This window comes from Amycolatopsis sp. NBC_00355 (genome assembly GCF_036104975.1).
GTDB lineage: Bacteria > Actinomycetota > Actinomycetes > Mycobacteriales > Pseudonocardiaceae > Amycolatopsis.
On record NZ_CP107982.1, the window covers coordinates 4,564,243 to 4,575,792 of the forward strand.

The following is an 11,550-nucleotide window of genomic DNA, read 5'->3' on the forward strand; positions in this document are numbered from 1 at the left end:
CCGCCGCTCAGGGCGCGCCGGGCGGCACGAACGGCAAGCCCGCCGGCGCGCCCTGCTCCAGCAGCGTCAGCAACGCCGCCGTGTCGAGGTGCTCGTCGACGGCGTCCGCCAGGCGCTCCAGCATGTCTTCACGCAGGTCCGCGAAGCCCGGCGCGTCCGGGGACGGCGTCCACGCGACACCCGCCTGCGCCGCCGCCTCGGCGAGCCAGGCGCGGCGGAACGCGTCGTTCTCGAACGCGCCGTGCCACAACGTGCCCCAGACCGCGCCCACGCGGTAGCCGTCCAAAAAGGACTCCAGAGGGGCCGTCGCGGTCACCGACCCGTGGTGGATCTCGTAGGCGTCGACGCGGGTGCCGCGCCACTCGCCCGCCGGGCGCGCGAGCACCTTCTCCTCGGCGAACGTCACGCGCGCCGGCAGCAGGCCCAGGCCCGGCACCTCGCCGGCGCCGGACTCGACGTCATCCACAATGGACTCCGCGAGCATCTGGTAACCGCCGCAGATGCCGAGGACCGGCTTCCCGGCCGCGGCCCGGGCCGCCAGCGCCGTGTCCAGGCCGCGGGCACGCAGCCAGGCCAGGTCGTCGACCGTGGCGCGGGAACCGGGCAGCACCACGACGTCGGCCGCCGCGACCGTGTCCGGGTCGGCGGTCAGCGACACCGTGACGCCGGGTTCGGCGGCGAGGGCGTCGACGTCGGTGGCGTTGGACGCGCGCGGGAACCGGACGACCGCCACGCTCAGGCCGCCGCGATGGGCCTCGCGGCGCCAGCCGGCCACGGCGAGCGCGTCTTCCGAGTCGATCCACACCCGGTGGAGCCAGGGCAGCACGCCCAGCACCGGCCGTCCGGTGACCTTCTCGAGGCTGTCCAGCCCGGGGCGCAGCAGGCCGACGTCGCCGCGGAACTTGTTGACCACCCAGCCCGCGACGTGCGCCTGGTCCTCGGCCGAGAGCAGCGCGAGGGTGCCGAACATCGCGGCGAGCACACCACCGCGATCGATGTCGCCGACGACGAGCACCGGCAGCCCGAACCGCCGCGCCAGCCCCAGGTTGACGTAGTCGCCGCCACGCAGGTTGATCTCGGCGGGACTGCCCGCGCCTTCGCAGACGACGACGTCGTAGCGCGCGCTGAGGTCGTCGTAGGCGGCGAAGGCGATCTCGGCGAGCCCGGCCCGGCCGGTCGCGTACTCCCCCGCTTCGAGGGTGCCGAACGGCTTCCCGAGCGCGACGACGTGACTGCGCCGATCGCTGCCGGGCTTGAGCAGCACGGGATTCATCGCGGCTTCGGGCTCGACGCGGGCCGCGCGCGCCTGCAGCCACTGCGCGCGGCCGATCTCGGCCCCGTCGGCGCAAACCATGGAGTTGTTGGACATGTTCTGGGCTTTGAACGGCGCGACGCGCACCCCGCGCCGGGCGAGCCACCGGCAGATCCCGGCGGTGACCAGGCTCTTGCCCGCATCGGACGTCGTCCCGGCGACAAGCAGGCCGCTCATCGGGCCACCTCCGCGCACCGGCGCATTTTGTCCACAGCCGCCGCGCCGCCGGCCGGGTTGTCCACAGATCGCCGAACGGCCCTTGGCCCCCGCCGCCCACCGATAGACTGGACAGGGGCCGCCCCCCGGGGAGTGGTGGGGGCTGCCGTCGCGGCGATCGCGACCGCCCCACCTCGGCGTGAGCGTCGAATCGCCCGTCGACGGCCGGTGCCGGAGGCGATCACCACCGCCACGGCCAGCGCGGCGACCCCCACCAGCCGGGACAAGCGCACCGCGCGCCGCAGGTCGCCCGGCGCGGGATCGCGCCCCTCCCCCAGCCGGGCCCGGCGCTCCACCTCGCCGCCGTAGCTGTTCGTGCCGCCCAGCCGGATGTCCAGCGCACCCGCGAACGCCGCCTCCACCTGGCCCGCGTTCGGGCTCGGGTGCAGCCCGCCGTCGCGGCGCCAGACCCGCCAGGACTGCTGGGAACGCCCACCGGCGAGGGGCGCGCACAAGGCCGTGAGCCCGGCGCCGAGCCGGGACGGGACCAGGTTCACCAGGTCGTCGGCGCGGGCCGCGGCCCACCCGAACCGCCGGTAGCGCGGTGACCGGTAGCCGACCATCGCGTCGAGCGTGTTGAGCGCGCGGTAGCCGAGCAGGCCCGGCAGCCCCGCGACGGCGCCCCAGAACAGCGGCGCGACCACGGCGTCCGACGTGTTCTCCGCGATCGACTCGGTCGCCGCGCGGGTCAGCTCGGCGGAGTCGAGCGTCGTCGCGTCGCGCGCGCAGAGGTGCGACAGCCGCGTACGCGCCGAAGGCACTTCGCCCGCTTCGAGCAGCTTCGCCATCTCCGCACCTTCGTAGGCGAGACCACGTCCGCCGAGCACGACCCACGTACCGACGGCAGTCGCCGCGAAGCGCGCGAAGGGGCGTCGCCGCGTCGCGGTCTGAAGCGCGGCTCCGAGGCCGACGGCGGTGAAGGCGCACAACCCCGCGTACACGGCTCCGCGCGGCTTCGAGTCGGCCCACACGCGGCGTTCGAGACGCGCCGCGAAAGAGCCGAAGATCGCGACGGGATGACCCTGACGGGGGTCACCGAACAGTGCGTCGGCGACATATCCGGTAACGAGTCCGGCCGCGGTTGTCCCTAGACGGAGTGGCACGTGGCGCACGTTAGCGCGTGCACCACAATGCCCGGTATGACCAAGCTGACGCTCCGGCTCGCCGGGTATCTGGAGAACCTGGCGCGCGCGCTCCGCCGGTACGGACGCGACGATGGAAAGGTGCTCGTCCTCGGCGGCGTCCGCTCGGGGAAGTCACGGCACGCCGAGCGGCTCGCCGCCCGCCACCCGCACGTCGTCTACGTCGCGCCCGGCCTGCCCCCGAGCGACGACGACCCCGAATGGGCCGCGCGGGTGGCCGCGCACCAGGCGCGGCGGCCGTCGAACTGGAAGACCGTCGAGACCACGGACCTCGCGGGCACCCTCCGGAAGGCGACCGAACCGCTCCTCATCGACTGCCTCGGCACCTGGCTCTCGCAGGTGCTCGACGAGGTCGGCGCGTGGGAGCAGCGGCGGGGCTGGGAGCACCGGCTCGACGACCGGCTCGAGGACTTCCTGGCCGCGTGGGCCGCGGCGCGGGTGCCGGTGGTCGCGGTCAGCAACGAGGTCGGCAGCGGTGTGGTGCCCGCAACGTCGTCCGGGCGGCTGTTCCGTGATGTGCTGGGCGCACTCAACAACCGGGTGTCCGCCGACGCCGACCGGGTCCAGCTGGTCGTCGCGGGCCGGGTGCTCGACCTGTAACCGGAGGCGCTCGTGTTCGACGTACCCGTGCCTGATGCCACCGCCCGCGCCGCCGCGCAGGAGCGGCTCGACGGCCTGGTCAAGCCGCTCGGCTCGCTGGGCAGGCTCGAGGAGATCGCGGCCTGGCTGGCCGCCGCGCACGGCAGTGTGCCGCCGCGTCCGCTGGACGACGTCCGAGTGGTCGTCTTCGCGGGCGACCACGGCGTGTCCGCGCTGTCGGCGTACCCGCGCGAGGTGACCGCGGCGATGGTGCGGGTGTTCCTGGCCGGCAAGAGCGGCGTGAACGTGCTGGCCGCGCAGGTCGGGGCCGAGGTCCGGGTCGCCGACCTCGGCGTCGACTGGGACGGTGCGGACGTCCCCGCGGACGTGACGGCCCACAAGATCCGCCGCGGCTCGGGCTCGATCGACGTCGAGGACGCTCTGGAGCCCGGCGAAGCGCAGGCCGCCTTCGAGGCGGGCCGCGCGATCGCCGACGAAGAGCGCGAAGCGGACGTGCTCATCCCCGGCGACATGGGCATCGGCAACACGGCGATGTGCGCGGCCCTGGTCGCGGCTTCGCTGGGCTTGCCGGCCGCGGAAGTGGTCGGCACCGGGACCGGCGTCGACGCGGCCGGCCTGGAGCGCAAGACGGCGGCGGTCTCGGCGGCGTTGACGCGGACCGCGGGCCGGGTGGAAGACCCGTTCGAGCGCTTGACGGCGCTGGGCAGCGCATGTGTCGCGGCGACGGCGGGCTTCCTGGTCCAGGCGGCGGTCCGAGGCATCCCGGTGCTGCTCGACGGCGTGTTCTCGGGCGCGGCGGCGCTGGTGGCGCGGGACATCGCGCCGGGCGCGGAGCAGTGGTGGCTGGCCGGGCACCGCTCGACGGAGCCGTCGCAGGCGTTCGCGCTGAAAGCGCTGGGACTGGAGCCGATCCTGGACTTCGGTCTGCGGCTGGGCGAAGGCAGCGGCGCGGTGCAGGCGATCCCGACCCTGCGGGCGGCCCGCGCGATCCTCGCGGAGATGGGCCTGCTGGCGGACTTGGCATGACCCCAGCCCCCACCACTCCCCGGGGGGCGTCCCCTGTCCAGTCTATCGGTACCCGCCCCGGGGGAAGCCCCGTTCGGCGATCTGTGGACAACTCCGCCGGCGCCGGCCGAGCTGTGGACAACCGGACGTGAGCCGCTGGGGTGACGCCGCGCGGCTGGCCGTCGGGACGCTCACCACCGTGCCCGTCCCGGCGCCGCGCGTCATCGATCGGCGCGTGGCCGGGGGCGCCATGCTGCTCGCGCCGCTGGCCGCCGTCCCGCTCGCCGCCGCGGCCGCGCTGGTGGTCGCCGCCGGGCAGGCCCTGCACCTCCCGGCCTTCGCGGTCGCCGCCGTCGCGCTCGGCGCGGTGGCCCTCGGCACCCGCGGCCTGCACCTCGACGGGCTCGCCGACACCGCCGACGGCCTCGGCGCCTCCTACGACCGCGCCAAGGCCCTCGACGTCATGCGCCGCGGCGACTCGGGGCCGACCGGCGTCGCGACGCTGGTGTTCGTCCTGCTCGTCCAGGCCGGCGCGCTGGCCGGGGCGATCGGCGCGCACCACGGCGTCGCGGCGGCCGCGGCGGCGGTGCTCGCCGGGCGCTGCACGCTGTCGATGTCCTGCGCGAAGGGCGTCCCGTCGGCCCGGCCGGAGGGACTCGGCGCGACCGTCGCGGGCTCGGTGCCGCGGGCCGCGGCAGCAGGCGTGGCGGTGGCCGCGGCCGCCTGCGCCGCGCTCGTCCCCGGACTGCCTTGGTGGCGCGGACCCGTGGCCGTCCTGCTGGCCTACGCCGTCGCCGCGGCGCTTCTCCGGCGCTGCACCCAACGGCTCGGCGGCGTCACCGGCGACGTCCTCGGCGCGGGCGTCGAAACCGCCGTCGCGGCGGCGCTGCTCGTCCTGTCGGCCTGAGACCTCCGCGCTGACACCGGTGTGGACCTGACGGAACTCTTCCGCGACAGCAAGGGCCACGAAGCGCGGTTCCTGAAGCGCCCGGACGCGACGTCGTTCAAACACACCTGCGCAGTGCCGTGAGGAACGCGTCCGTCACCTCGCGGTCGCGCACCGCCAGCCGCAGGTGGTCCGGGCCCAGTCCCGGGAACGTGTCGCCGCGGCGGACGGCGTAACCCGCTTCACGCAGCCGCAACCGGACGTCGGCGCCCTGCGGAATCCGGACCAGCACGAACGGGCCGCGCGGCTCGCCGAGAACGGAAACACCCGCCGCCGTCAAGCCCGACACCAGGTACTCCCGGTCCGTTTCCGCCGCCACAGCAAGCTTTTCGGCTTCCTCCACAGCGGACGGACGACAACACGCCACCGTCGCGACACCGGCCAAAGTGGACACCGACCACGGCACCTGGACCGCGCGCAACCGCTCGATCACAGCCGGCTCGGCCAGCACGTATCCCGCCCGCAGCCCGGCCAGCCCCCACGTCTTCGTCAGGCTCCGCAGCACGACCACGCCCGGCACCCCGGCGGCCAGGCTCTCGGCCTCGCCCGGGACCGCGTCCAGGAACGCCTCGTCGACGACCAGCAGCCGCCCGGGCCGGGCCAGCACACGCAGCGAAGACGCCGGGTGCAGCACCGACGTCGGGTTCGTCGGGTTGCCGACGAACACCAGATCCGCGTCCTCGGGCACGGCCGCGGGATCGAGCACGAAACCGTCCACTTCGGACAGGATTACGCGTGAAACCGCGTGCCCGGCGGCCCGCAACGCGGCCTCCGGCTCGGTGAACTGCGGGTGCACGACCACCGCGCGCCGCGGCCGCAGCGCCGACGCCAGGAGCGTGAACGCCTCTGCGGCACCCGCCGTGACCAGCACTTCCGAAGAGGAACGGCCATGCCGCAACGCGACGGCCGCAGTCGCCTCGACGGCCGAGGGATAAGCCGCGAGAGTGTCCAAAGCGGACGCCAGCTCGGCGCGCAGCCACGCCGGTGGCCGCGGCAACCGGACGTTCACCGCGAGGTCCACCAGCCCCGGCCCGACCTCGCGATCGCCGTGGTGGTGCAGGTCGTAGTCACCCATGGGCGAATTCGCGGACGCGCGCCGCGAACCGCTGCGCCAGCTCGGGATAGCCGGCCCAGTGGACGTGCAGGTAGGACGCGTGCAGCGTCGGCGACGCGAAGCCGTCCAGCAGCCGGTCCCAGCCCCAGGCCGCCGACGCGCCGTACGAGGGCGTGACCTCGGTGCGGTGGAACTCGTGCCCGGTGACGCGCTGACCGGCCGCGGCCAGCACGTTGTCCTCGACGGCGACCGCGCGCCGGTAGCCGAGCTTGCCGCGCGCGGTCATCTTGGCGTCCGCCGGCACCGCGCCGACCATCGGCACGCCGTCGAGCGACTGGCACAGGTACAACAGCCCGGCGCATTCCGCGCTGACCGGCATCCCGCGGTCGATCGCTTTCGCCACTTCGGCGCGCAACGCCGTGTTCGCCGACAGCTCGGCCGCGTGCACCTCGGGGAACCCGCCGCCGAAGTACAGCCCGGCACAGCCGTCCGGCAAGGCTTTGTCCCGCAACGGGTCGACGTCCACGACGTCGACCCCGCACGCCGCGAGCAGCTCGATGTTCTCGGTGTAGCGGAAGGTGAACGCCGGGCCGCCCGCGGCCGCGACCGTCGCCCGTGGACCGTCCACACCGGACGGTGTCCACATCGGAGCCGAAAGCCGGGAAGCGCCCGACGCGATCCGGACGATCGCCTCCAGGTCGACGCCGTCGGTGACCCACGCGGCGAGCGAAGGCAGCACGCGCTCGGCTTCCGCGGACCGTTCCGCGGCGGGCACCAGGCCTAGGTGCCGGCTCGGCGCGTGGATCTCTTCGTTGCGGTACAACGCACCCAGCAGCGGGACGCCGGTCGCTTCCAGCGCGGACGCGATCTCGTCGAGGTGCCGCTGCGAGCCCAGCTTGTTCAGGATGACGCCGGCCAGCCGCACCCGCGTGTCGTAGGAGGCGAACCCCAGGACCGTCGCCGCGACGCTGCGCGAGGCCGCCGAGGCGTCCACGACGAGGACCACCGGCGCGTCGATCAGCCGGGCCACGTGCGCGGTCGAGGCGTAACCCTCGGTGCCCAGCGCGCCGTCGAACAGGCCCATCACGCCCTCGATCACGGCGATGTCCGCGTCGCGAGAACCGTGGCGCAGCAACGGGATCAGCGTGTCCTCACCCTGCAGGAACGGGTCGAGGTTGCGCGCCGGACGCCCCGTCGCGAGGGCGTGGTAGCTCGGGTCGATGAAGTCCGGGCCGACCTTGTGCCCCGACACCCGGTGCCCGGCCGTGCGCAGGGCCGCCATCAGGCCGGCGGCGACAGTGGTCTTGCCGTGCCCGGAGCCGGGCGCGGCGATCACCACGCGCGCTACCACTCGATCCCCCGCTGGCCCTTCTGGCCGGCGTCCATCGGGTGCTTCACCTTGGTCATCTCGGCGACGAGGTCGGCGGCGTCGAGCAGCTCCGGCGGCGCGTACCGGCCGGTGATGACGACGTGCTGGTGCCCCGGCCGATCGGCCAATGTGGACACGACGTCGTCGACTTCGAGCCACCCCCACTTGAGCAGGTAGGAGAACTCGTCGAGGACGTAGAAGTCGTGCGTCTCGGCGGCGAGCCGGCGCTTGATCTCCGCCCAGCCCTCGCGCGCGTTCTCGGCGTGGTCCTCGTCGGTGCCGGACTTGCGCGCCCAGCTCCACCCTTCACCCATCTTGTGCCACTCGACCGGCCCACCCTCGCCGGTGTCGTCGTGCAGCTTGCCCAGCGCGCGGAACGCGGCTTCCTCGCCGACGCGCCACTTCGCCGACTTGACGAACTGGAACACGCCGATCGACCAGCCCTGGTTCCAGGCGCGCAGCGCCATCCCGAACGCGGCGGTCGACTTGCCCTTCATCTCGCCGGTGTGCACGGCGAGCAGCGGCCGGTTGCGGCGCTGGCGCGTGGTCAGCCCGTCCTTCGGGACGACTTCCGGTTTCCCCTGCGGCATCAGGCAGCCCTTCCCGCGGTGCGCGCGCGGACGGCGTCGGCGAGGGACTCCGCGGCGACGTCGGCCAGCGGCACGTGCTCGCCGCCGAGGTGCGCGGCCAGATCCGCGGCGAGACCGAGGCGCATCCTGCCGCTTTCGCAGTCCATCACCACGGTCGTGACGCCGGTGAGCAGCCCCGCCGCGGCCTGGGCGCGCGCGACGGCGTTCGCGCCGCTGGTGGCGCGGCCGTCGGTGACGACGACCAGCAGCGGACGGCGTCGCGGATCGCGGATCTCTTCGACGCGCAGCACCCGCGCTGCTTCGAGGAGTCCTTCGGCCAACGGCGTGCGGCCACCGGTCGGGAGGCCTTCGAGGCGGGACGCGGCCGCGTCGACGCTGATCGTCGGCGGCAGCGCGAGTTCGGCGGAATCGCCGCGGAAGGTGACGAGCCCGACCTTGTCCCGGCGCTGGTAGGCGTCGAGGAGCAGCGACAGGACAGCGGACTTGACCTCGCGCATGCGGGTCTTCGCGCCCATCGAGCCCGAGGCGTCCACGCAGAAGAGCACGAGGTTGCCTTCACGGCCTTCACGCAACGCGAACCGCAGGTCCTGGCGTCGCATCTTCAGCCCGGCGCCGTCGCGGCCACGCGCTTTCTGGTGCGGCGCCGCGGCTTTGACCGTCGCGACCAGGTGTGGCCGCCCGTCCCGGACGCTCGGGGGTTGGACGCCGATGGTGCGTCCGCTATCGGTGATCGCGCGCGACCGGCGGCCGCGCTCGCCTTCACCCATGCCCTTGACGCGGAACACGCGGGCCTTGAACGTCTCGCCGGCGCCGACGGTCTTCTGCTGCCCGCCCTGCTGCTGGGGCCGGCCCTGCGGCGCGTCGCCTTGAGGAACCTCTGGCGGAACGTCTTGCGGCGCGTCGTCCGGTGTCGAACCGCTGCCCGGGCCGTCGTCCTCGGGACCCGGCTCCGGCGGCTGGGCGTCCTGAAGGGCCTGCTCCAGCTGCTCTTCCGAGATCCCGGGCGCGTCGAACGGGTTGCGGCGGCGCCGGTGCGGCAGCGCGAGCCGCGCGGCCACGCGGACGTCTTCGGTGCTCACCTCGTCGCGGCCGGCCCAGGCGGCGTGCGCGACCGCGGCGCGCGCGGTGACGATGTCCGCGCGCATGCCGTCGACCTCGAACGACGCGCAGATCTCGGCGATCTGGCGCAGCGCGTCGTCGGGCAGCTTGACGGCGGGCAGAAGCCGTTGCGCCGACTCGATTTCCTCGGCCAGGCGGGTGTCGTCGTCGGCGTACCCGGCGGCGAAGGCGTCCGGATCGGCTTCGTAGGCCAGGCGACGGCGGACGACCTCGACGCGCTGCTCCGGGTCCCGGCTGGACGCGACCTCGACGGTCAGGCCGAACCGGTCCAGCAGCTGCGGGCGCAGCTCGCCTTCCTCGGGGTTCATCGTGCCGATCAGCACGAACCGCGCCGCGTGCGACACGGAGACGCCCTCGCGCTCGACGGTCGCCTGCCCCATCGCCGCGGCGTCGAGCAGGGTGTCGACGAGGTGGTCGTGCAGCAGGTTGACCTCGTCGACGTACAGCAGCCCGCGGTGCGCGGCGGCGAGCAGGCCGGGCTGGTAGTCCGTGACGCCCTCGGCCAGGGCCTTCTCCAGGTTCAGCGAGCCGACGACGCGGTCTTCGGCCGCGCCGACCGGCAGTTCGACCAGCCGCGCCGGCCGCCGGTGGCGGCCGGCACCGTCGTGGGGGCCGTCCGGGCAGCTCGGATCGGGCGCCGCGGGATCACACGAAAAGCGGCAGCCGTCGACGACGTCCACACCCGGCAGCAGGCCCGCGAGCGCGCGGACCATGGTCGACTTCGCGGTGCCCTTCTCACCCCGCACCAGCACCCCGCCCACGGCGGGCGAGATCGAGGACAGGATCAGCGCCAGGCGCAGGTCCGGCATCCCGACGACGGCGGTGAACGGGTACGGCTTCAACAGCACTCCTTCAGCGGCGGAGGTCGGCGACCGGCCGATCATCGCACAGCGTGCGCCTCGCTTAGGGTGGGAAATCGTGCGCGAAAAATCACGTCGACCTGCAACGGAACTCGCCGAACCGCGGAGCCCACGACGCCTGACGGTGGTCGGGATCGGCGCCGACGGCTGGCCGGGACTGTCGGAACAGGCCCAGGCCCTGGTCCTCGGCGCCGACGTCGTCATCGGCGCGCCGCGGCAGCTGGAGTACCTGCCCGCCGACGTCCCGGCGGTGGCTTGGCCTTCGCCGCTGCTGCCCGGCCTCGACGCGCTGCTCGCCGAGCACGAAGGCCGGCGCGTGTGCGTCCTGGCCAGCGGAGATCCGTTTTTGTCGGGGGTGGGTTCTACGCTGGTGGCCCATGGATACGAAGTCGAGGCGCTGCCCGCGCTCTCGTCGGTGACACTGGCCCGGGCCCGGCTGGGCTGGTCCGCCGAGGAGACCGAGGTGGTGACCCTCGTCGGCCGATCGTCGGCGCGCGCGGCCCGGGTGCTGGCGCCGCGCCGGCGGGTGCTCGTCCTGGGCGCCGACGCGGCGGCTCTGCGCTCCCTGCTCACCGTGCGGGGTTATGGCGAGAGCGAGCTGTTCGCGCTGGAAAACCTGGGCGGGCCCGAAGAGCGCATCTCCGACGGCTGGACCGGCGATCCCGGCCCGCTGACGGTGTTCGCGCTGGAGTGCACCGGCCCGGCGCTGCCCCTGATCGGCATCCCGGACGACGTGTACGCGCACGACGGCCAGCTGACCAAGCGCGACCTGCGCGTGTCGGCGCTGGCCCGCCTCGCCCCGAGCCCCGGCGAACTGCTGTGGGACGTCGGGGCGGGCGCGGGCAGCGTCGGCATCGAGTGGTCGCGGATGCACGGATTGAACCGGGCGATCGCGATCGAGCGTGACCCCGAGCGCGCCGAGCGGATCGGCCGCAACGCGGTGGACCTGGGAGTACCGGAACTGGAGGTGGTGACCGGAGAAGCACCCGACGCGCTGAGCGCGCTGCCCGCGCCGGACGCCGTCTTCCTCGGAGGCGGCGTGACGGTGCCGGGTGTACTGGACGCGTGCCTGACCACGGGCGCGCGAGTGGTGGCGCACGGAGTCACCCTGGAGGCCGAGCAGGCCTTGGGCCGGGCGTACGAACAGCACGGTGGTGAGCTGCTGCGGATCGCGGTCGAGCGAGCCGCACCACTGGGCGGCTTCACAGGCTGGACACCGGCACGGACGGTGACGCAGTGGAGCAGCCGATGACCGGCCCCACGGCGGCAACCCACCCCCGCGGACAGCGGCGACCGACCAGCCGGCCCACCGCGGTCAACGCCCTGGGCGAGCGGCG

Annotated in this window: 9 protein-coding genes and 1 pseudogene; 4 read left to right on the plus strand and 6 right to left on the minus strand. The window is 74.2% G+C overall.

What is annotated here, in order from left to right; genetic code table 11:
• Positions 1 to 7: 7 nt before the first annotated feature.
• Positions 8 to 1,489 (minus strand): cobyric acid synthase, encoded by a 1,482-nt coding sequence (locus tag OHS18_RS20070; RefSeq protein WP_328618065.1) that lies wholly within the window; start codon positions 1,487 to 1,489, stop codon positions 8 to 10.
• Between the two features lie 218 nt (positions 1,490 to 1,707).
• Positions 1,708 to 2,631, minus strand: a pseudogene (locus tag OHS18_RS20075) (cobalamin biosynthesis protein); the annotation flags it as partial.
• A 36-nt stretch (positions 2,632 to 2,667) separates the two neighbouring features.
• On the opposite strand from OHS18_RS20075, the gene OHS18_RS20080 reads away from it, so the two are divergent.
• The 3 genes from OHS18_RS20080 to OHS18_RS20090 all read left to right on the plus strand — a co-directional run bounded on the left by OHS18_RS20080 (position 2,668) and on the right by OHS18_RS20090 (position 5,182).
• Positions 2,668 to 3,270, plus strand: coding sequence for a bifunctional adenosylcobinamide kinase/adenosylcobinamide-phosphate guanylyltransferase (locus OHS18_RS20080; RefSeq protein WP_328618066.1), 603 nt, complete (start codon positions 2,668 to 2,670; stop codon positions 3,268 to 3,270).
• A gap of 12 nt (positions 3,271 to 3,282) precedes the next feature.
• Positions 3,283 to 4,296: a nicotinate-nucleotide--dimethylbenzimidazole phosphoribosyltransferase gene (gene cobT / locus OHS18_RS20085; RefSeq protein WP_328450348.1), complete on the plus strand. Its 1,014-nt coding sequence runs from the start codon at positions 3,283 to 3,285 to the stop codon at positions 4,294 to 4,296.
• 127 nt (positions 4,297 to 4,423) lie between these two features.
• Positions 4,424 to 5,182: an adenosylcobinamide-GDP ribazoletransferase gene (locus OHS18_RS20090; RefSeq protein ID WP_328618067.1), complete on the plus strand. Its 759-nt coding sequence runs from the start codon at positions 4,424 to 4,426 to the stop codon at positions 5,180 to 5,182.
• A 97-nt stretch (positions 5,183 to 5,279) separates the two neighbouring features.
• Here the strand turns inward: OHS18_RS20090 and cobC are convergent, their stop codons facing one another.
• The 4 genes from cobC to OHS18_RS20110 are packed head-to-tail and all read right to left on the minus strand — an operon-like array spanning position 5,280 to position 10,195.
• A complete protein-coding gene (cobC, locus tag OHS18_RS20095) occupies positions 5,280 to 6,296 on the minus strand; it encodes an Rv2231c family pyridoxal phosphate-dependent protein CobC (protein ID WP_328618068.1) in 1,017 nt (338 codons plus the stop codon).
• Positions 6,289 to 7,626 carry a cobyrinate a,c-diamide synthase gene (locus OHS18_RS20100; protein ID WP_328618069.1) on the minus strand — a complete coding sequence of 446 codons (1,338 nt, stop codon included), beginning with the start codon at positions 7,624 to 7,626 and terminating at the stop codon, positions 6,289 to 6,291. The genes cobC and OHS18_RS20100 overlap by 8 nt, the downstream gene beginning before the upstream one ends.
• On the minus strand, positions 7,620 to 8,234 hold the full coding sequence (cobO, locus tag OHS18_RS20105; RefSeq protein ID WP_328618070.1) for a cob(I)yrinic acid a,c-diamide adenosyltransferase: 615 nt from the start codon (positions 8,232 to 8,234) through the stop codon (positions 7,620 to 7,622). The genes OHS18_RS20100 and cobO overlap by 7 nt, the downstream gene beginning before the upstream one ends.
• A complete protein-coding gene (locus OHS18_RS20110; RefSeq protein WP_328450338.1) occupies positions 8,234 to 10,195 on the minus strand; it encodes a putative cobaltochelatase in 1,962 nt (653 codons plus the stop codon). Before OHS18_RS20110 ends, cobO begins: the two co-directional genes overlap by 1 nt.
• Before the next feature lie 76 nt (positions 10,196 to 10,271).
• On the opposite strand from OHS18_RS20110, the gene cbiE reads away from it, so the two are divergent.
• Positions 10,272 to 11,465: a precorrin-6y C5,15-methyltransferase (decarboxylating) subunit CbiE gene (cbiE, locus tag OHS18_RS20115; RefSeq protein WP_442875394.1), complete on the plus strand. Its 1,194-nt coding sequence runs from the start codon at positions 10,272 to 10,274 to the stop codon at positions 11,463 to 11,465.
• The last annotated feature ends 85 nt before the right edge of the window (positions 11,466 to 11,550 follow it).